The 21,072-nt window shown below is 63.8% G+C and carries 17 protein-coding genes; 2 read left to right on the top strand and 15 right to left on the bottom strand.

Translation table 11 applies throughout. The features are described from left to right. Positions 1 to 252: 252 nt before the first annotated feature. Both AC07T0_RS21975 and AC07T0_RS21970 read left to right on the top strand, forming a co-directional pair. Positions 253 to 1,392 carry a carbon-nitrogen hydrolase family protein gene (locus AC07T0_RS21975; RefSeq protein WP_495003161.1) on the top strand — a complete coding sequence of 380 codons (1,140 nt, stop codon included), beginning with the start codon at positions 253 to 255 and terminating at the stop codon, positions 1,390 to 1,392. Next, positions 1,389 to 2,429 (top strand): AraC family transcriptional regulator, encoded by a 1,041-nt coding sequence (locus tag AC07T0_RS21970; RefSeq protein ID WP_495003160.1) that lies wholly within the window; start codon positions 1,389 to 1,391, stop codon positions 2,427 to 2,429. Before AC07T0_RS21975 ends, AC07T0_RS21970 begins: the two co-directional genes overlap by 4 nt. A 371-nt stretch (positions 2,430 to 2,800) precedes the next feature. On the opposite strand, the gene AC07T0_RS21965 is transcribed toward AC07T0_RS21970, so the two are convergent. The 15 genes from AC07T0_RS21965 to tssA form a co-directional block, all read right to left on the bottom strand. Beyond that, positions 2,801 to 3,667, bottom strand: a complete 867-nt coding sequence (locus AC07T0_RS21965) for a DUF2242 domain-containing protein (protein WP_495003159.1) — start codon at positions 3,665 to 3,667, stop codon at positions 2,801 to 2,803. Positions 3,668 to 3,772: 105 nt separating this feature from the next. Next, a complete protein-coding gene (locus AC07T0_RS21960) occupies positions 3,773 to 4,468 on the bottom strand; it encodes a response regulator (protein WP_495003158.1) in 696 nt (231 codons plus the stop codon). A 311-nt stretch (positions 4,469 to 4,779) separates the two neighbouring features. Next, the gene (locus AC07T0_RS21955; RefSeq protein WP_495003157.1) at positions 4,780 to 8,040 is read right to left on the bottom strand and encodes an ImcF-related family protein; all 3,261 of its coding nucleotides are present in this window, start codon (positions 8,038 to 8,040) and stop codon (positions 4,780 to 4,782) included. Positions 8,041 to 8,080: 40 nt separating this feature from the next. Next, positions 8,081 to 9,295: a type IVB secretion system protein IcmH/DotU gene (gene icmH / locus AC07T0_RS21950; RefSeq protein WP_495003156.1), complete on the bottom strand. Its 1,215-nt coding sequence runs from the start codon at positions 9,293 to 9,295 to the stop codon at positions 8,081 to 8,083. Beyond that, positions 9,295 to 10,632, bottom strand: coding sequence for a type VI secretion system baseplate subunit TssK (tssK, locus tag AC07T0_RS21945; RefSeq protein WP_495003155.1), 1,338 nt, complete (start codon positions 10,630 to 10,632; stop codon positions 9,295 to 9,297). The genes icmH and tssK overlap by 1 nt, the downstream gene beginning before the upstream one ends. Further along, complete coding sequence (tssJ, locus tag AC07T0_RS21940) at positions 10,625 to 11,134, bottom strand: type VI secretion system lipoprotein TssJ (protein WP_495003154.1); 510 nt, start codon at positions 11,132 to 11,134, stop codon at positions 10,625 to 10,627. Before tssJ ends, tssK begins: the two co-directional genes overlap by 8 nt. Next, positions 11,121 to 13,049, bottom strand: a complete 1,929-nt coding sequence (locus tag AC07T0_RS21935; protein WP_495003153.1) for a type VI secretion system Vgr family protein — start codon at positions 13,047 to 13,049, stop codon at positions 11,121 to 11,123. Before AC07T0_RS21935 ends, tssJ begins: the two co-directional genes overlap by 14 nt. Positions 13,050 to 13,065: 16 nt before the next feature. After that, positions 13,066 to 13,455 carry a DUF4280 domain-containing protein gene (locus tag AC07T0_RS21930; RefSeq protein WP_495003152.1) on the bottom strand — a complete coding sequence of 130 codons (390 nt, stop codon included), beginning with the start codon at positions 13,453 to 13,455 and terminating at the stop codon, positions 13,066 to 13,068. Positions 13,456 to 13,536: 81 nt separating this feature from the next. Then, positions 13,537 to 14,538: a type VI secretion system baseplate subunit TssG gene (gene tssG, locus AC07T0_RS21925; RefSeq protein ID WP_495003151.1), complete on the bottom strand. Its 1,002-nt coding sequence runs from the start codon at positions 14,536 to 14,538 to the stop codon at positions 13,537 to 13,539. Continuing rightward, a complete protein-coding gene (gene tssF / locus AC07T0_RS21920) occupies positions 14,523 to 16,388 on the bottom strand; it encodes a type VI secretion system baseplate subunit TssF (protein WP_495003150.1) in 1,866 nt (621 codons plus the stop codon). The genes tssG and tssF overlap by 16 nt, the downstream gene beginning before the upstream one ends. Then, on the bottom strand, positions 16,381 to 16,875 hold the full coding sequence (locus AC07T0_RS21915; protein WP_495003149.1) for a type VI secretion system baseplate subunit TssE: 495 nt from the start codon (positions 16,873 to 16,875) through the stop codon (positions 16,381 to 16,383). The genes tssF and AC07T0_RS21915 overlap by 8 nt, the downstream gene beginning before the upstream one ends. A 67-nt stretch (positions 16,876 to 16,942) precedes the next feature. Then, positions 16,943 to 17,416, bottom strand: a complete 474-nt coding sequence (locus tag AC07T0_RS21910; protein WP_495003148.1) for an Hcp family type VI secretion system effector — start codon at positions 17,414 to 17,416, stop codon at positions 16,943 to 16,945. Between the two features lie 76 nt (positions 17,417 to 17,492). After that, positions 17,493 to 18,953, bottom strand: coding sequence for a type VI secretion system contractile sheath large subunit (gene tssC / locus AC07T0_RS21905; protein WP_495003231.1), 1,461 nt, complete (start codon positions 18,951 to 18,953; stop codon positions 17,493 to 17,495). 68 nt (positions 18,954 to 19,021) lie between these two features. Continuing rightward, on the bottom strand, positions 19,022 to 19,537 hold the full coding sequence (gene tssB / locus AC07T0_RS21900) for a type VI secretion system contractile sheath small subunit (RefSeq protein WP_495003147.1): 516 nt from the start codon (positions 19,535 to 19,537) through the stop codon (positions 19,022 to 19,024). Positions 19,538 to 19,566: 29 nt separating this feature from the next. After that, positions 19,567 to 20,583: a type VI secretion system protein TssA gene (tssA, locus tag AC07T0_RS21895; RefSeq protein WP_495003146.1), complete on the bottom strand. Its 1,017-nt coding sequence runs from the start codon at positions 20,581 to 20,583 to the stop codon at positions 19,567 to 19,569. Positions 20,584 to 21,072 lie beyond the last annotated feature (489 nt).

Below are 21,072 nucleotides of genomic sequence, written 5' to 3'. Positions count from 1 at the left end.
GAATATCTCGACTGCCTTAATCGGAGCCAGTCTCAATTTATACAACTCAAGAATTTTTATGGCATGTTGCCATCATTTAGCAACGGCAATCATTGACAAGAAGAACACAAAGTGATATTAAAAATCAACCGATTAGCAGCACTAAAAAACCTTAAATGACTGGCAAAGTATGCGCCGAGCCACTGTTTTGCCGTACCCTTGATTAAAATCCGAAAGAAGCATCACACTCCCGGTCGTTCGCTATCCAAGCCCATGCGCAAATTTCTGCTCTTCTCCTTACCGGTCCTGCTGCTCGCCGCCGTCACCGGTTACGGCGTGTGGACCCAACATCGCAGCAATGGCCACTACCTCTCCGACCTGCGTATCCGCCTGGCCCTGAACCAGGGCGTGGCAGGCGATCACGGCAACCTGCTGGGCCTGCAACCGGAACTGTTTCCCAACGACTACCAGAGCCCGGCGCGCCTGCACCGCAAGTTGGCCGCCTATCTGCAGCAGGCTCGCGGCCTGGGACTGCTGAACGACAAGACCATTGTGGTACTGCCGGAACATATCGGTACCTGGCTGCTGCTGCGCGGGGAAAAGGACGACCTCTACCAGGCCCTCGACCAGCAGGAAGCGATGAACTGGCTGATGCTCGGCAACCCGCTGAAACTGCTCGGCGCGCTGTTCAACGCCAAGGGCCGCAGTTTCCTCGAAGACGCCCGCCTGCGCATGAAGGCCAAAGCCATGGCCCAGGATTACCAAGCCGTGTTCGGCGGCCTGGCAAAAGAGTTCGGTGTCACCCTGGTGGCCGGTTCCATCGTCCTGCCGGACCCCAGCGTCGAGCAAGGCACCCTGAAAATCGGCAAGGGCGCCTTGTACAACGTCAGCCTGGTCTTTGCCGCCGACGGACGCCCCTTGGGTCAGCCCCAACGCAAGCTCTACCCGACCTTTGACGAACGCGGCTATATCAAGGGTGGCGAACGCCAGGAACTGAATGCCGTGCAGACCCCGGCCGGGCGCCTGGGCGTGCTGATTGGCAATGACAGCTGGTACCCGGACAACTACCGCCGGTTTGACGAACTCGGCGTGTCACTGATTGCCGTGACGGCCTCGCTGCCCGGCAAGGACAGTTGGGAGCAACCCTGGCGCGGTTTCAAAAACGCGGCCACCCCGGCGCAGATCAGCCTCAGGCCCGGCGAACTCGGCGAAGGCGAGGCCTGGCATCGCCTGACCCTGGCCAGCCGTGCCCCCGCCAGCCAGTCACTGGCCGGCATGACCGTGTTCCTCCATGGCCAGTTCTGGAACCAGCGCTATTCGGGACAAAGTTTTATCAGCCAGGATGGGCGCTCCATCGACGGGCAGGACCGCGGCGATCGCGGCGCGCGCCTGCTGAACCTGTGGCTGCCATGAAGCCGGTGTCGATGCGCCTGGGCGACCTGTCCGTGAGCTTCGTCCACAGCCTCGCCGACGCGGTGCGCAGTCACGGCCAGGACCCTGACAGGCTGCTGGAGCAGTACGGGCTGGACCCGGCGCGCCTGGCCGAGCCCAACGCACGGCTGTCGATTCCACGCTATATGCGCCTGGGACACGCGGCGATCCAACTCACCGGCGACCCGGCCCTCGGATTGCGCATGGGCCGCTTCAGCCGACTCAGCCAAGCGGGCCTGGCCGGTGTGACCGCCGCCCAGGCACCGACGGTACGTGAGGCGGCGCGAACCCTGACCCGCTTCGAGGCACTCTACGGCTCCAACTATCGCGGGCAGTCAAGTTTCCACGAAGACGCCGATGGCGCCTGGCTGCGTTTCTACTCCATCAGCCCGTACAACGCCTACAACCGCTTCGTGGTGGACTCGATCATCGCCGGCTGGCTGCAGCAGTTGACCAGTGTCGGCGGCGAAACGCTGCACGCCGAGCGCATCGATATCGAATTCACCGAACCGGACTATGCCACGGCCTACAAGGGCCTGGGCGACTGCCAGGTGCATTTCGCCGCCGAGCACAATCAACTGCGCCTGGGCCAGGCCAGCCTGGGCCTGCGCAACCGAGACCATTGCCCCAGTACCTGGCGGCACCTGCTGCAGCTGTGCGAACGAGAACTGGAACAACTGACGCGCACCCGCAGCCTGCGTGAACGTATCACTCAGTTGCTGGGTCCTTTGCTTAATGGCGGCCGGGAACCCGACCTGGAAGAAGTGGCGGCACGCCTGAAGCTGCCGACCTGGACACTGCGTCGCAAACTGGCCGAGGAAGGCACGCAATTTCGCGCCATTCTCAATAACACTCGCCGTGACTTGGCGATGACCTATATTCGCGACACCGAACTGGCCTTTGGCGAAATCGCCTACCTGCTCGGGTTTGCTTCAGCCGAGGCCTTTCAACGGGCTTTCAAACGCTGGAACGGCCAGACACCCGGCGAGTTCCGCCGCAGTCAGCGGCATTCGACCTGAGCCGAAAAAAACGACCGCTTACAGCTCGGTCGCGTCTTCAGCCGGTTCAACAGGGTCCAGTTCGAAAGCCTGGAACTCCAGCAGCTCTTCTTGATAGTCATCCATCGTCAAACTCCTTTTTTCATTCGAGGGTAAAACCGCTGTCTTGCTGACCGCCTCCTACAGGTAAAAGCGGGCTGGATCCAGCATAGGGGTCTCATGTGAAGGAAAAATGAAGCACCCCGTCTGCCCAGGCGCCTGGATAAGGGCCTGAAATAAAAAATTAGCAGAACGGTCAGGATTTACCCAGTTTTATTTTGTAGGCGGCGTCCCCCATCACAAGGCCACGGGATCGCGGTCGACAAAGCCGATCCTGCCGCCTGGTGCCGGGCTTACTGAGCCGGGGTTGCCGGCTCGCTGGCGACGGGCGCCGGGGCGGGCGTCGGCTCAACAGGGGTTACCGGGGCGGCTGGCGTGACCGGCGCGGCGACCGGCTCGGACGCGGCAGGCGCGGCCGGGGTGACAGGAGCGCCATGCAGCGGCTCCGTGGTCTTCGGTGCCGGTACAGGCGTCGGTTCCGCAGGCTTGGCTTCTGCCGCCTTGTGCTCTACCGGCTTGGGGTCCGTCGGCTTGTCCGCCGGTTTGTCCGCCTGGGCCTTGGCGGGTATCGCCTCGGGCATCCCCAGATCAACCTTGGGTTTCTCGTCGGTATGTTTCTCTTTCTTCACTTCAGGCGGCAGGAACAGTTCCACCAGGGTAAAGAAGCGGTCATAGAAGGTTGCTGAGGACACGGTCTCGCTGGCCACCTTGACCATCGAGTCATCGGTCGAGCCGATCGGCATCGACACCGAGCCCAGCACACCCACGCCCAGGCTGGCGGAGTTGTTGACCTTCTTCAGGGCATAGCGGTCCTGCAGGGCGTTGGCGAACATGGTCGAGCGATGATTGGCACTGCCATCCGCCGCACAGACCACGCTGAAGCTGATCTGCATATGGGTATCGCCAGTCTGCTGGAAGCTCTTGTTACCGCTGATCAGCTTCGGGTCGCTGCTGGTGATGATGTAGCCCTGGCTGAGCAAGGCGCGCCGGGCCGCTTCACAGGACGCCGCGTCGCTCACACCGTAGTTGCGCGAGAACGTGCCGGCGTCGTCGAAATTTTCCCGTTCGTAAACGGCGGTCTTGGTGGTCGACGAGCAGCCCGCGGCGCCCGCCAGCATCAGTGCCAATGCAACGGCACGCAAGTAGAATGATGTCGACATTGAAAATCCTGAGGAAAAACGGTCCGGGGCGTATTGTGCATCAGTTCGAGATCGCTGAGCGCACGCTGAACAGGTTGTGACAGCGAATTTTCAGGAAAATGCACCTCAGCGCCCTTCCATCTGATAACGCACCTTGTACAACTCGTTATCGCCACGCAGGCCCAGCTTGCGAAACGCCGCCTGTTTCTGAGTACTGATGGTCTTGATACTGCGCGAAAACTTGCGCGCAATGTGGGTCACCGACAAGCCGTCCAGGCAACAGCGCAGCACTTCATGCTCGCGTACCGTCAATTCGGAGGTCCTGGCCAGCACGTCGAGGCTGGCGACCTCGGACTCAGAGGCCGGGGTGGCGATATCGAGCCGTGACACCTCATGCACCTGCAACGCTTCGAGCATGTCCGGATGCAGGTAGACCTTGCCGGCCGCCACCTGACGAATGGCCAGGACGAACTCGCCGGAATTCAGTTCCTTGCCAATAAAGCCGCTGGCCCCGCAGCGTAGCGCCAGGGCCACCGTGGCCGGTACGTACAAGGACGAGATGATCAGCAGCCGCAGCTTTGGAAAGCGGATCTTCAGGGTACGAATCAGGTTCAGACCGTCGACTTCGCCCGAACGCAAGGAGTAATCCATCACCACCAGGTCGACCTCCTGCTCGCGCAAGGCGGTCATCAGCGCCGAGCCACGGGTGAAGCTGCCCAACAACAGAAGGTCGGCCTCGGCCTGGATCTTGATCTCCATGCCGCACAGGACCAGGCTGTGGTCATCCAGAATCATGAGGCGGGTAGGCTTTTTTTCGAGCATGGACTCTCCGGCACTGCTGCCAACGAAAAACTGACTCGGCAGTGGTCAGGTCCGCCCGACGCAAAATCGTTGTGCGGACTGCCACCCCTTCACAATGGCATCCTGCCCAACCGATACATCCCCAGATCCGCAGGGCCCCTCTCCCTGCGCCAGATACCCCGGCCAGCCGCGCCGCAATCGACCGACGCCCCTGGAGTGGGCTATGGCTGACCATGCTAAACAGTCGTCGGCGCATCCGACATAGGACATTTCCACAGACCCATTGCGAAACTGACCTTCATCTTGCGGGACGGGCCAAATACCTACAGTCGCTATGTCGAGGGGCATCGGAAATCGCTGAGGATCTTGCGGCCAAAGGGATGGTCAAGGCTGGCACTGCGCAATTGCAGCACCACCTCGACGTCCTCGAAGCCCAGGGTCAACCAGTAGCCCTCCCCACTCGGCGCCGGCACCAGCCGCCCCTGTTCCATAAAGCGGAACCAGGCCCAGGGCCCTTCGGCCGAGCGCACCAGGCTACGGCCGTCGATCAGTGTGACCACCATCCTCAATTGACTACCCAGGGCCCGGGTTGGCCAGGTGAACAGGCTGGGCCGGATCGGGCCGTGGGCATAGTTGAGTTGCAGCTCGTCCAGGCTCAGGCGCACCTGGGCGATGCTTTCAGCCATGGACACAGGGCTGAGTTCGAAATCGACCCGCGCGACGTCGGAGGTGCCGGGGAAAAACGCCCGACGAATCTGCTCCGCGCGCCGGAACTGTGCCGCCACCGGGCCTTCCAGTCGCGTGACGTCCGGATGACGCTGTTGAAAATCCTGCAACAGTCCGGCAGGAGCGAACAAGCGGTTGAAGTCGGCCAGCGATAGTTGCTCTCGGGCCTGTCGGTCAAAGGGATAGCGCTGGGCGAGCAGGCGTGAACATTCGGGGTTCAGTTGCTGGTTCAGGCCGACGCCGACTGTCACCACTGTCTGCTGGTGCACATGTTGCCGGCCAACGCTGACGATATCGGCAAACAGCGGTTGCAGCATCGACGGCAGCTTGTCGATCTGCCGTTTCAATGGCTCCAGACCGTCCACCGGCGGGCTCGGCAAACCCAGCGCCAGTGCCTGCTCCCGGGCCTGCAGGTAAACCGCGGCCTGGGCCAGGGCTTCGCGCAGCGCCTCGAGCGGGGCGCCAGCGCCTTCGCTCAGCTGCTGCAACGGCGCAAAGTGCCGATTGACGGGGTGCTCCTCGGCATCAAGCGTAACGGGGAGCTTGCGCACCTCCGGGGAAAGGCTGGAGGCCAGTGACGAAACCTGCTGCAGCGCCCTGTCGAGCAGTGGCTGCGGGGCCTCGCTGAACGCCAGGTGGGTTTCACGCCCTGCCGCGCGCAGCAAGCTGAACAGAGCCGAGTCGGCCCGCGCCAGTCGCTCGAGCCTGAGAGCCAGGGACTCGGGCTGGTCGAGGCCGACCAGTTGCAGGTCCGCGAAAAAACGCTCCCAGTGGCGGATATAGTCCTGTGCATAGAGCGCGGACACTTCGTGGTACAAGGTCGGCGCGTCCAGTCGCGGGCCTGCGCCCATGACCCAGTCGTCATCCTTGAGCGTCTCGGCCACCAGCAATGGCAGACGGCTGAGCAGCCGCTCGTATCCCCTGGGACTGAAGCGTGGCGGAACACCTCGGTTCAAGGGGGCACCGCTGCGGCGGGCAAGGCTCAGCAGGCCCTCGCTGCCACTGACGGCGACGACACTGAAATCCTCGCCATCGGCATTTCCCAACCTCTCGCTCAATCGAGCGTACAGCCGCTGCTGTTGCGGCACGCGGCGCAGATCTTGACGCACCTGCTCGACCCACTGCGGATCGACACTGATCACCGGCCCCTTCGCCAACAGCGGTATCAGCGCCTGGACATGAACCTGCAATTGCTCGCGTTGCGTCGGGGCCAGCGACTGCGCGAAATCGCCCTGCACCTGGGCCGACAACCAGTCTTCGAAGGCTGTCGCGTCGAAGCGGCCCTGGCCGCCCAGCATCAGGTAAAATCGCAAGCGCTCCAGGCGCTCGTTGTGCAGCCCGTTCGGCGGGGAATGTTGCAAGGTGTGCACAACACCGGGGAGTAACTCATTGAGCAGCGCGCCCTCGTAAAGACTACGAGTCAGGTCCAGCAATCGCTGATACTCGCTCAACCAGAAACCGGGCTGCAGCCAGCCGCCCGTGGGGAGATAGGCCAGGCTCCTGAAGCGCGCCAGGCGTTCGACCAGCGCCGGCGTCGCATACGTCCCGGCAGCGCTGGCCGGCAACGCCGCGAGCAACGCTTGCTGCTCGGCCAACCACTGCAACTGCCGGGTCTGCTGCCAGTAACCGTTACCGAACAACGTCGCCGACAGAATGACCAGGACACTCGACCCGAGCGCAAGAAACCAGCGCCCCCGGCCAGCCCCCAGAAGCAAAAACCCCGGCCAGCGAGTGTGACGCCGACTCTGCTGCAAGCAGCGAACCAGCCGCTGGCTGGCAGCCAGGGCGCCCGGTTCGACGCGCAAGTGAGCGCTGCAACGTAGCGATTGCAGATGCACCTGCGAGACCCGCGGCTGCTCGAAAAACGCCGTCCGCAGATAAGGCTGCAAGACCTCGCCGAACTGTCGCCACAAGCGCGGAAAACCGTAGAGCTGAACCCGCGCCGAGGTCTGCACTTCCCTCTGCAAACGCTCGGGGAGTCCGTCCTGCACCGCCGCGAAGGTGCAGGCCAGACGTTCGGCCAACACCGCCAGGTTCTGTCGGTTACGCCCATGGGCAAAGGTCAACGCCAGGTCCCGCGCCTCGGCCGGCAAGGTCAGCAGCGACGCTTCGAAGCCCGGCAAACGATCACAATGGCTGACAATCACCTGCACCGGCAGGCCGTGACCGAACTCGGCGGCCAGCTCTTCCAGACGTGCCCGCAGGATCAGCGCCTGGGCATCGCGGGCAGCGGGGGCCAGGCGTAACAGATGCACGACATTGAGCACCAGCACCGCCCCGGCGACACGGATCCCCTGGCGGCGCGAATTTTTCAGCTCATCGAGCAAACAACGCCATAGCTGAACGCAACTGGGGTCTGCCTGGGCCAACAGCGCCGCACTCACGGCCATGACCGAAAAGGCGCCGATACGCCTGGTCTGCAAGTCATCCGGTGGCGACTCCCCGCCCCCACGCGCCCGCCGCCCCTTTTCGCCCATCAGGCTGCGCTTGCCGGCGCCCGCCGCCCCCAGCAGCAGGAAGACCGGACCGCCCGCACCGGCCTGGCTTTCCAGGCGCCAGCGCTCCAGCCGTTCACGCAAGCGGCGTTCCCGAGCACAAGGTGGGTCCAGCCCCTGCAAGGTCTTTTGCGCCGCCTCGGCATGGCACAACTCCCGACGCTTGCGCTGGCGCCGGGTCCACCAGAAATAAAGCAGCCCACCCAGGTACAACGGCCCCAGCAACAGCCACTGCTGCCAGTCATGCGCCAACGGCGAGACCCCATCGATGGACAAGCGCGGACCCTGACTGCGCACCAGCAGGGTCAACAGATAAAGGCCGGCCGCCAGCGGAAGCAACCGCAGCAGGTTTTTCAGCAATCTCAGGAGCATGGTGGCAGTCATCCAGCGGGGGGCAAAGAGAGGGCGCGCCCTATGGCACGACGACGTCGGTCATCACCGACTCGAAGACAATTTCCACCCGACGATTGCGTGCCCGATTGTCCACGCTGTCATTCGGCACCCGTGGTTCACTGGCGCCACGCCCCAGGGCCTGCACACTCGCCTGAGCGGCCGCCTCGCCGAACATTTCCGCCTGCACGGCACGGGCACGCCGGAGCGAGAGTTCCTCGTTGGAGACCTGCCCCTTGCCGACCGGCGTGTCGTCACTGTGGCCGATGATCCGAATACGTCCCGGCCGATCCGCCAGCACCGTGGCGATACGCTGCAAGGTCGCCCTGTGCCGTGGTGCGATCACACTGGCACCTGGTGCAAACAACTCCGTGGTCCCGAGCAGCAACCGAACGCCGTTGGCCTCGCGCTTTAGCGTCAACCGCCCGGCCTGGAGGTCCTCAGCCAGATGCTCAGCCAGACTCTCGACCAACGAGGGCCGTCGCGGAGGAACATAAGGGCCCGTGTCCATGGCCGCCAAGACCCGCGCGGCGTTACGCAATTGCCGCTCGGAACGCACTTGCACGTCATATGCGGCCACCATCGTGAGGATCGGCGACAGCACCAGCAGAGCGTAAGCGCCCCAGAGCAGGGCACGCCGCCAGCGCTGCCTCAACTGCACACGCCTGGGCACCGAACGCGGATAACGCTCGCGGTACAGGCGCAAGGTTTCGTAAAGCTGGGCACGCTTGAGAGCCAGGATCGACTGGCCTTCGCGCTGGATTCGATAACGCCCCTCCAGGCCCAGCGCCAGGCACAGGTACATCAGTTCGAGCAGTGCCAGGTGCTCCAGCGGCCTGAGCTGTGCCTCATCCAGGAAAGCGAAGAAGCCTTCGCCGCCCTCGCTTTCCTGGTGAAAGGTCATCAACAGGCTGTGCTGTGACCAGGCGCCGCGGGCCCATTCGCTGCTGGCGATGACCTCATCAAGCAAGGTGCACAGGGCATAACGGGCGCGCCGCACAGTGTGCTGCTCGATACCGCAAGCCAGGGCCTGCTGCTGGAAGGTCCGCATCAGCGCGATCAGCCGCAGGCGCAGCGTCGGCAAGTCGGGCTGGCGCGTCAGGCGCTGGAACAGCACCACTTCATACAGCAGATCGTCAGCCAGCACGCAGAGGTTTTCGTCGACCGACGCCGGTCGTGCCTGAACACCCTCAGCGGTGCTTTTTGGCAATCCGGGAGCCACCTTGGCAGATGCCATCACGCCTCCCTGATGGCCCAGAACGCTAATTGCAGTCCCGGAAACGAACCGGCCACATGCAAGCCGAAGCCGCTGGTGTCCACCAGGTCGGACCACAAGGGATGATCGTTCGACAGCTGGAAATAGCTGAAGCCGGGATAGTAAGGCAGCTCCCGGGGAGCCGTTGGCAAGACCTGGATCGCCAGCCCGGGCAATTGCAGATTCACCAGGTCGTGCAGGCGCTCGGCCGGGCCGATCTTCAAGCGACTGGGGAAATTTTTGCGCAGTTCTTCGTCGGGCACCTGCGCGCGAACCGCGAGAATGAAACGCGCCGCCTGGTACAGGTGGATGTCCGGCACCTGGGCAAAACGAAAGCCAAAGGCCCCAGGCTTGAGAGCCAGGGCGACCACGTCGGCGCTGGCCAGCGTACTTAACGCCTGCAACAGATCCTGGATCAGCGGTACAAAGCTTTCACCCAGGCGGTCATGGCGATACGGCGGATAGGCCCGGGGGCGCTTGCGCTCCTGGCAGAAAATCGCCAACTCGCCCGCCAGCCGCACCAGCTCGCGGTACAGCAACTCAGGATGCAGCGCCGGCTGGCTGGCCAGGTGCAGCAACAGACTTTCGGCGCGGTTGATGCTCTGCAGCATCACATACTGCTGGATCTCCGTCATCCCAGCGAGCCCGCCCTGGCCCAACCCCTCGGCCAGGGCCGCACCGCGTTGCCGGGCCCGGGCGATCAGTTCGTCGACGGAACGCGCCAACACCGGCGAACAACGCCAGGCCAGCAGCGGCGCCACCTGTTGCCGGTCGAGCACCACCAGGCCGGCAGCCGTGCGTTCCACCACCCGGGCCACCCGCAAAAAGACATGGGAGGCGGCTACATCGGCTTCCCGCGCCAGTTTCAGGTTCAGGCGGCTGACCTGCACACAGGCCGGTTCGCCACCTTCGCTATTGGCATCGGCCAGCAGGATTTCGCTGACCCGGTAACGCGCCAGACTGGTGTCCCCGGCGGCGATTTCAGTGTCCGCCGCCCCAGGCCGATTGAGCGCCAGGGCCAGCACCAGTTGCACGTCACGCGCGTTGTCGGCCAGCGGATAACGCAGCCGGAGCAACTCTTCGTCCGTCAGGGCGAAGGGGCTGCCATCGGGCATGATCCCTTCGCAGACGCTCAAGGCCAGGGTGCCCAGCGCCAGCTGCGCGGCATCGATTTTCAGCGCGGCAAAGCCCCAGCCATGGGGTTGCACGGCGCGCAGGACCTGCGCCAGCCGGGCCCGGTAATGGCGCTCCTGCTGCTGGAAGTGTTGCGGCAGCAGGAACATGCCTTCGGACCAGACGACGCTATCGTGACTACTCATCGGCTTTCTCCTCCGGGGGCGCGGGCGTCAATGCCACGCGCTGGCGACCGATCAGCGCGGTCAGCCGCGAGGGCCGTGTCGGATCGATTTCGGCCCAGGCCCACCACTGGGCATGGTCGATATTGCGGTACTCGACCACCAGCGCGATAAACCGGGTGCCGGGCACCGGCAGAAACCCCTGCGCCTGCAACTGGCCTGGGCGTAGCAGCAATGACTCCTGCCAGAGCAGGTCACGGCCCAGCGCCTGCTCGGCCGCGGCCTCGGACTGGAACAGCTCGACCTGCTCCAGGCGCTTGCTGTCGGCCAGTTGCAGGAGCCTGACGATCACCGGCGACGGCCGACCATGCAGGTCGGGATTGCTGTCCAGCGCCGCTTCCAGGGACAACCCGATATGCGGTTCAGGTGCCGGCGGCTCGTCCGCCCAAAACCAGCTGCAGCCTGGTAGCGCCAACGCCAGCAGCAGGCACATGAGCCGTCGAAACACCGGCTTAATCACGACCATCGTCGGCCTCCTTGGGCTGCTTGACCGCCGCCGGTTTCGCCGCCTTGGCCGAGGCGGTGGCCGCGGCGGCACCGCCATTGATGTCGACCGCGGCCGAGCCGTCGAGGGTCACGGTCTTGCCATTGATCGCCACACCCGCGGCGCTGAGCACCAGGGTGCTGGCACCGACCTTGAGGGTCAGACTCTTGCCGGCTTCCAGCACGAGCTTGCCGTGGGCCTTGAAATCCATATCGGTCGCTGTCGACTGCCATTGGCCGGCAATCCTGCAGTGGCTGTCGCCACCGATATCCAGCGAGTGATCGGCATCGACCCGACTGTTGCGTTTGCCGCCCACGGACTCATGGAGATCGTCCTTGACCTTGAGCAACTGATTGGCGCCGACCGTCAGGTGCCAGTCGTTGCCGATGCTGGCGAAGGCATCGTTGCGCACCGTCAGGTCCTGGTTGCGCCCGGCATGGATCAGCAACTGCTCGCGACCGGCCTTGTCTTCGAAGCGCAGCTCGTTGTACACCCCCTGCTCGCCCAGAGACTGCGACTTGAGACCGCTACGGGCCGCCTGTCCCGGCAGTTCCCAGGGTGGCCGGTGACCGGCGTTATAGAGCCCGGCGGTGACCAGGGGCCGATCAGGGTCGCCGCCAAGAAACTCCACCACCACCTCCTGCCCGACCCGCGGCACGAACAGCGCGCCCCAGCGCTTGCCGGCCAGCGGCTGGGCGACCCGAACCCAGCAGGAACAGTGCTCGTTACGCTGCCCGCTGCCGTCCCAATGGAACTGCACCTTGATCCGGCCGAACTCATCGACCCAGATCGGTTCACCTGGCTTGCCAACCACAAAGGCCGTCTGTGGTCCGGCGATCAGCGGACGCGGCGTCTGGATCGGCGCGCGAAACACCTGGGTGGTGGGGATCGCCTCGACCTCGCAGTGCAACGGCTGCGTTTCATCCAGCTGCAAGGTCGCGGCCACGATCAGGTAGTCGCCGTTCTGCTCGGCGCGCGGGTGATCGACCAGGGTAAAACACTGTCCGGGCGCCAGATACGGCGACTGGCTGACACCCCGGCGCCACTGCTGGTTGGCATGCGCGGCTTCGAGCTGGATCCGCGCCTGGGCTTCGCCGGATTCGCGGCGGCTGAACCGCCCGGGAAAACCTTCCTGCCGATAGTTGCCATGACGGGATGTCGCCGCGCCAGCATGGCTGGCCGACAAGACGCTGGCCTCTCGAGTGCTGGCCTTGGTGAAATCGAAGTCCACCAGGCTGACCTCCCCGGGCCGCAGTTCAGCATGGGACTCCCAGACGAGCAGGCTGCCCGGGACCTTGTCCTGATTGGGCCGGTAGTTCATTTCACGCAAGTGCCGCACCGGCTTGTGGGCACTCATCGAATCGGCGATCACCAGCAGGTGGTCGTCGGCTGAATGCTCGAAAAAATAGTAGAGCCCCGCGCTCTCCAGCAAGCGGCTGCAAAAGGCAAAGTCGCTTTCGCCGAACTGCACGCAATACTCCATCGGCTCCGAGCATTCGGCCTGCCAGTCGAGGCTGCCGGGATAGTCGCCAAAGACCTCTTCGAGCACCTGCCTGAGGCTCAGGTTCTGGAAAATACGCTGGCGCCGGGACTGCGTCAGAAACCACAGCCAGGGCCTGAGGGAAAGCCGATAGCGCGCCTCGCGCTCGACCCGGCCAATAGTGCTGAAGGCCGTGATGTAGCCGTGAAGGGAGCGCGCCCGTTCACCTTCGCCCCCGAGGCTCAGTGCCAACGGGTGGCCCAGCAGGTTATCGACCTGCAAGCCGTCGTCCGCGCAGGCCACGGTCAGCTCGTATTCGCCGAGCCGGCTCAGCCCTTCCCGGCCACTGAGCTCGAGCAACGACAGCTTGGCGTCGATGCCAGGCACCTGAAGAGCGTGGTAAGGATTTTCGGACATGGTGACAAGGACTCGCTCAGGTAATCGTGGTCTTGAGGGTGGCGCTGGTGTTGACGCGGATCTGCCCGCCCCAGTTGCACTGGCAGGTACAGCGGTTGTCCAGCGCCGGCAGCTTGGCAATCCGCGTCCGCGTCGCGCCGGGCTGCCAGGGGGTGGCCGTGGCGGGCACGCAGGGCATCGGCGTCAGCACGCCCATGGCGGCAGCGGTCGCCGCCGCGACCTGGGGGTTGGCCGGACTGCGGCACAAGCCGAAGGCAGGGATATTGACCAGGGGTTGATGATCGAGAATGTTCGCCGCCGGCTGGCCTTCGGCCGTGACCCGCCCCAGCGGCAGGACATTCAGGCGGGCCGGTGCGGCGCCAAACGAACAGGAAAGCAAGGCACCCATTACAACTTGTTGATTCATGCGTGCTCCAGACAGACATCCATGGAAAGCCCGTGCAGTGTCAATCAAGGGGGCGTCGTGGGGTATCGGATAACTCCTAAATCAGTCGGCGCTGGCCGCTGCAGATCGCCGCCAGCGGGCGGGCTCGAAACGCCATCCCGGCGCCGCTTCGCAGCCGTTGCCCAGCCAGCAGGCTCGTCCAAGGCCTTGCCGCGCGCCCAATTGCAGCGCGGGTCGCTGCGCCGGTTGCAGGCGCAGGTCGAGGTCCCATTGAAAGGTCGGGCCGACATAACACTCGACCAGTTGGCACAGCGGCTCGAAGTCGCGCCCGCCGGGCAGCAGATGCGGGTACTCCGCCCAGGACAACGGCCCCAGGTGCAGGCAGAAACTGTGCTGGATATTCCACAGGCGACGCCCCAGCAACGCCGCCCCGCCGAGCCGCGCCGACTCGCAACGCCGCCCCAGTTGCAAGCGTTCATCGCGCGCCAGGACGGCCCGATGCCGGCCCAGGGTACTCACCGCCACCGGCAGGCGCAGCAGATCCCGGACCAGGGCCAGCAAACCGGCGGCGCTACGGCGTTGATCGATAAACTGCGGGGCATAAAAGCGCGCTCCATCGGGCAACGCACCGATCTCACCCGGGGAGAACGCCGACACATAGTCGGCAAAACGGTCGTCGCCCGGGCGATCGGCCCAGACCACCGGCCGCACCCGTGCCCAGCTTCGATAAAGCAAGCTCAGCAGGCGGTGGTGAAACACATCGAGAAAGTGCGCCAGGGTGCTGTCGCCATGGTTGATCTGACGCGACAGCACATCTTCGCTGAAATGCAGGGGCATCGGTCCGTTCGCCCCCGTCAGGCCGAAGAAGTTCACCGCCAGCAACGCGGCGCGGCCCTCACGCAAGCGCAACTGGGCGATCATCGCCGGTTCGAACGCCAGCGAGACGTGCTGCGCCAGGCGCAACGGGTCGTCGCCCAGGCGCTGCGCCGTACCCCAGCGCGGCGCATCGGGGTAAGTGCGCTCGAGCAAGCGCATCGCCGCGAAGAAATCGTAGCGCCAGGGCTGTGCGACCAGTTCGGGCGGTGGCGCTACCAGATCATGCATTGACCCGCCCTCGCCCGCCAGGTCTTGATATGGCCTCGGCCCACACTGTGCAACTCGGTCTGCATAAAGGCATTGAGCGCGGCATAACGGACAAAAAAGCGCTCCAGCGCGGCACCGAACAGATAGGTTCCGGTGCCTTCGCAGGCGGCGTCGTCGAGCACCAGGGTCAGGTTCAGCCCACGTCCGAAAGCCACCGGACCGGCACCGGGCAGGCGTCGGGTGACGACCTGCGCGCGCAAGGAGACGATGCCTTGCAGCAACTTATGCCCACTGCTGTCGTCCTCGGGCAGGTAATGCGCCAGCAGCTCGCGCAAGGCCTGGGCCCCGGCCGCCCCGTCGTGGTGAGCCAAGGGCAGGTAATTGCGCGACAGCTGGCGCACCACCTGCCATTGCCGATCGCCCTGGGACGGCGCGGGCAGCGGTCGCGAGGGGCCGGCCACACAGCGGATCGCCAGCACCGGGGCGCCCACATCGAGAACAAAATCGGTGTTGCCCGCCCCCAAAGGCAGGCGCAACGGCAGGTCGCGGTTGGAACACAGCACGTCCACCGCCAGACGCTGCAACTCGGCATCCGCCTGCAGTGCCAACACCAGGCTGGCGTCACAACCACGGTAACGCCGCTGCCCGTCGACGAAGCGTTGCGGGACGCGGCTGGGCGTGCGCTGCATCTGGTAGAAACCGGTCGCGCGAGCGGCGCTGGCGTCCAGCCCTGACGGGGCATACAGCGGCAGGATGACCTGGCGCTCCTTGGAGCCGGCGGCATAACCATGGACCGCCAGCACCTCCTGGATCTCGTAGGCGAGCGGCCGCGCCTTGTCGACCAGCAACGGCAAGTCGGGCCGATAGGGGTCGACGACAATACGCTCGACCCGCTTGTTGAACAGATTGATCACCGGCGCACAGAACAACCCGAAGTGGCTGGCATTGAGTAGCGTCGACAACGGTTGTGACAGGGGCGCGAACACCACTACCAGTTCCACGCTACGCGCCGGGCAATTGCGCAACGCCGACCCCAACCCCCCGAGGCTGACAAAGCGCTCGCCCTCGGCGAAGGCGAGAAAGGTCTTCAGCCGCGCGCACACCGCGTCACTGTTCAACGACCGCGCATACTGGCTGGAAACCGGGTGCGCCGGCGGTTGGCGGATCTGTCCGGGATCGATCCACGGACTCCACCCGCCCTCGCCTTCGCCAGCACGCACGAACAGCCCCTCGGCGCGGGTCAGCAAGGCTTCCTGGACCGCCAGGGGCAGCGAGCCATCGCCGCGCAGGAACAGTGTCAGTTCCTGCAGCGCCAATTGATCGAAAGCTACCCCAGCCGTGGTCCGCAGGCGCAGGCGCAGGGCGCCACCGTCGTGCTTGAGCACGCTGGCGGGCAAGCCCTTGAGCAACCCGGCACTGGGCAGGTAATCCGCGGATTCCAACGCCAAGGGCCAGAGCGTCACCGGGCGCAGGCTGCGAAACTCGCAACGCGGGTCTTGCCCGCCCGCCTCCCCCACGGAGCGCACCACGCTATCGGCCGGCAAGGTAAACCCCGAGGCCAGCGACCCCTCCTGCAAATCCGGGGAAAACTGCAACACCGCCATGGATGGCACCGGCAGCAACTGTTGCGGCTGCACCAGTTCCAGCAGGCTCTCGGTGAAACGCGGGAATTCGGCTTCCATTTGCAATTGCACGCGGGCGGTGAGAAAACTCAAGCCCTCCAGCAAGCGCTCCACCGACGGGTCGGTCACCTCCTCGGGACGCAGGCCCAGGGTGGCGGCAATCTTCGGGTAGTCCTCGGCGAACTCGGCACCGGCTTCACGGAGGAAACTCAGTTCACGCTCGTAATGCCGCAGCAGCCGTTCATCCATGGACGGACAGGCGGTCGTAGGGCCGGACCCGCACCTCCCCGCTCTCGGTGTTCCAGGCAGACTCCAGGCGGAAAGTGTGCAACGCCTCGAGGCCGCGAATCTCGCCTTCGATCAGAAAATTCAGGCTGGCACTGCAGGGTGTCACCGGCAGCAGTTGCACCGCGACGCTGTAACGCAGAATGCGCGGTTCGAAATCCAGAACGATTTCACGAATGCGGTTCTCGAGCTTCTGTGTATCGATGCTCGACAGCACCACCCCGGCCAGGTTGCCCAGGCCGTAGTTGAGCACCGAACGGGTAACATGGGGCTGGCTGCCCAGTGGACAAACCGCCCCCAGCCCAGTGGCATTGAACAGCAGCCTAAGATCCCGGCACAGCTGTTCCAACTCCTGCTGCGCGCCAGCCCCGGCCCGGCGCCGGGTCATCTCGTCGTCCGGGTTGGTGGGACGCAACAGACGTTCGAGCAGCGGCGTCATGGAAGTGCTCATAAAATCCTCCCGAAAAAACCCAGGCACCGATGGATCGCACAGCGTTGCGCAATCCATCGGCGTTCGATCACACGGTCGTGTTGCTGAGCAGGTCGTAGCCCTTTTCAAGGGTCGCGACAGCCTTGCCGTCAACGAAGTGCTTGTACTGGTACTTGATGGCAGTGAAGCTGATCTGGAAGGTCTCGATCGGGCGGTCGCCGCTGCCGCTGATCGCATAGTTGCTGATGATCGGCGCATCCAGCGTGAACTCGACATAGGGTTCGTTCTTGCCCGTCGAACTGCCGCTGGTCTGGATGATGCGCAAGGTCGCCTCACCCAGGGACTTGCCGCTGACCGACTCGATAAACAGATTGGGCGAAGAAACGTCAGTGGTCTTGTTCAAGGTGATCTCGGTGACATGCCCGACGCTCGGCTCACGGTCATTGCCAATGGAGATGGAACGACCACTGCTGAACCCCCAGGAGTCGATTACGATCCAGTCCTTGTGATCCTTCTCCTGGCAGTTCCCCTTAATCTCGGTTTTGAACTTCAATACAATCATTCGGTACTCCAACATCTATTTATTTGAATGGTTAAGCACCTTTCCCGGGAGGAGGCCCCGGTCGGGCAGGAACCCCTCAGCCTTTGACCGAGGGCAGTTGAGAGACCAGGCGCAGGGATACGCTCAGGCCTTCCAATTGATAGTGGGGACGCAGGAAGAACTTGGCCTGGTAGAAGCCCGGGTTACCCTCCACTTCCTGCACCACCACTTCGGCACCCGCCAACGGCTTGCGCGCCTTGTCGGCGTCACTGGCGGTCGCCGGGTTATGCTCGACGTACTTGACAATCCAATTGTTGAGCCAGATCTCCATGTCTTCGCGCTCGCTGAAGGAGCCGATCTTGTCGCGCACGATGCACTTGAGGTAATGGGCAAAACGGCAGGTGGCGAACAGATACGGCAAGCGCGCCGCCAACTGGGCATTGGCGGTGGCGTCGGGGTCGTCGTATTCCTGGGGACCGTGCAGGGACTGCGCGCCGATAAACGCCGCCAGCGAGCTGTTCTTGCAATGCACCAGGGGCATGAAGCCGTTCTTGGCCAACTCCACTTCGCGCCGATCACTGATGGCGACCTCGGTCGGACAGGTCATGTCGACACCGCCCTCCTCGGTCGGATAGGTGTGTACCGGCAGGCCGCTGATGGCGCCGCCGGACTCGATGCCGCGAATCCGCGAGCACCAGCCGTACTCCTTGAAGGAACGGTTGATATTGATCCCCATGGCATAGGCCGCGTTGGCCCATAGATAGTTCTGCGCCTGGCCCTCGGTGACTTCCTCGAAGGCGAACTCCGCCACCGGCGCGGTGCGCACGCCATAGGGAATACGCCCGAGGAAACGCGGCATGGTCAGGCCGATATAGCGCGAGTCCTCGGAGCGCCGCAGGTTGCGCCAGGCGGCATGCTCGGGCGTCAGGAATAACTTGCTCAGGTCCCGGGGGTTGGCGAGTTCGCGCCAGGAGTCCATCAACATCACCGCCGGCGACGCCGCGCTGATCAGCGGCGCATGGGCCGCCGCGGCAATCTTCGCCAGCGACCCGAGCAGCTCGACATCCGGCGGACTGTTGTCGAAATAGTAATCGGCGATCAGCACACCAAACGGCTCGCCCCCCAACTGCCCGTACTCATGTTCGTAGATTTTCTTGAACAGCGGGCTCTGGTCCCAGGCCGCGCCCTTGAACTTCTTCAGTTCGCGGGCCACTTCGTCCTTGGCGACGTTGAGGAAGCGGATCTTGAGCTTCTCGTCGGTCTCGGTATTACTCACCAGGTAGTCGAGGCCACGCCAGGCCGATTCGACGGCCTGGAAGTCCGGGTGATGAAGGATGTCATTGACCTGCGCGGACAGCCTGGCATCGATTTCACCGATCAGCGCCTGGATGGTGCCGAGGGTGTCGTGGGCAATCAGATGGGTCGTGCGCAACGCCTGTTGGGCCAGGGTCTGTACCGCATTTTCGATGGCTTCGCGCACCGGCGCGCCACGCGGTTTGAACTCGCGTTGCAGCAGGTCGTTGAATTCACTGGGCGACAGTTCGACTGTCGGCTCGATGCCGGACTGATTCTGAGAAGTGACGGACACGGATATTTACCTGTTTCAGGGAGCGATCATCGAAGGCATCAGTCTTCGGACTCGGCGGCCACCGGCTTGGCCTGGGCCAGCAGCGACTGCATCAGGGCCGGGTTTTCCAGCAAGCGCGCCATCAGTTGCTCGGCGCCGCTCTTGCCGTCCATGTAGGTCAGCAGGTTGGCCAGTTGATTGCGTGCCTCCAGCAGCTCCCGCAGCGGCTCGACATTGCGCGCCACGGCCCCGGGCGAGAAGTCGTCCATGCTCTTGAAGTCGAGGGACACCGCCATCTGCCCTTCCCCGGTCAGTTGGTTGGGGACATTGATCCGAACCTGGGGCTGGATGGCGGCCATGCGCTCATCGAAGTTGTCGATGTCGATTTCCAGGAACTTGCGCTCGGCCACCGGCGGCAGGTCGGCACGGTTGGCGCCCGAGAGGTCGGCGAACACGCCGTTGACAAAGGGAATCTCGACGGTCTTCTCGGCGCCGTACAACTCGACGTCATATTCGATCTGGACTCGGGGCGCACGGTTGCGCCCAATGAATTTCTGGCTGTTGTTACTGGACATACAGATAAACCTGAGCAGGGAGGGAAAGGTCAGTCATGGGCGATACCGCCCAGGGCATGCAGGTCAGCGAGGCTGCCTGGCACCAGTTCGGCGATCGCTTCGAGAAAACTCATGGTGGCCAGCCGCCGCGTTCTGGCCGCCAGCAGGGGCACCGGGCTCGACGGCTCGTGGTGGGCGTAGTAGGCGCAAATGGCATCCAGGGCGCGGACCACGTCGTCACGGGACTGGCAGACGCCGCTCCAGGCGCTCGGGACGCTGTTTATCCCCTCGCTGGCCGGCGTCTGCGGCAAGTCCCCGGCCGGCGATGGCAAGACGGCGCTGCAGCGCTCCTCGGCGACGCGGCACCACTTGTCCAGGGCCCGCCCGAGCGCCCCGAGCGGGGAAATACCGGGCGCCGCGGTTTTTTCCTCAAGGCAGGCGCCGATCCGCGCGATCAGCGCGACCAGCGCCCTCAACGAGCGCAGGTTCTCGAGCAACTCATTGCGGGCCGGGGATTCGACCAGGGCGATCAGGCGCGCCAGCCCCTGTGTCCGAGCCTCCTCCTGGGCGGATTCAGCGATGCAGGCCAGATCGGCCAGACGCAACGGTTCAAGGCCCATGGCACTGGCCAGTTGCTGACGTTTGAGCACCAGGACCACGCTGGTGGGCACCGCCAACTCGGCGAGGGTATTGAGCCGCATCAGCGGATCGTGTTCATCTTCGGCCAGGAGCTGAGGGTGAACGTCCTCCCAGCGCTCGCGCAACAGGCCATCGATCAGGCGCAGCCCGTCGACAAAACCGGATAACCCGTGCCACTCCAACAAGGCCCGCGCCAGGCAGACCGCAACCCGCAGATCGAGGGAATCTTCCAGCAGCGTCAGGCACAGCGAGCGCACCCGTTGCCAGTCCACGGGCGTGGCGGGATACACATGCTCGCCATATTGAACTTCGTTGCCACCGTCTACTTCTTGTAACAGTTGAATGAAGTCCGCTCGGTATTCCAAGTTCGGGCCACAGGGTCTGTCAGCCAGGGTATTAATATAAGGAATCAGTTCTTCTATCGACATATTCCAGCCCCATGACAAATGCCCTTCAGGCATGTTTGAGCACAATCACCAGCGTTAAACCCCGGCGCCTTGTGCACACGGCACGCCAGGGGCTGCGGGGATTCACTCTAGTCAAAGGGCGGGGCCGAAAACATAGGAATAATCCGAGATCGGATCACCACGAAGTTCCGTATCACCGGCGATAAACAAGGGAAGTTTGTAACGTGGAAATAAACAACCAAGCAGCAAACTTTATGACACGGCTTAAACATCTACCAAGTCGCGCGGGTGTCATAAAGCAGCTGGGAGAGCAGCGCGGTAAATCAGCGCAAGAAGCTCAGATGGTCATTGGTAAAAAACAGGCAAAAAAAATGCCCCGGCAAGCCGGGGCATTTTCTTTTGCTTCAAGGAGTTCAAGGGCCTTGAAGCGGTGTATGGCGCAGCGGACGGGACTCGAACCCGCGACCCCCGGCGTGACAGGCCGGTATTCTAACCGACTGAACTACCGCT

This window comes from Pseudomonas sp. GW821-FHT04D07, from assembly GCF_059420225.1.
This window is presented reverse-complemented; position numbering and strand designations above follow the sequence as displayed.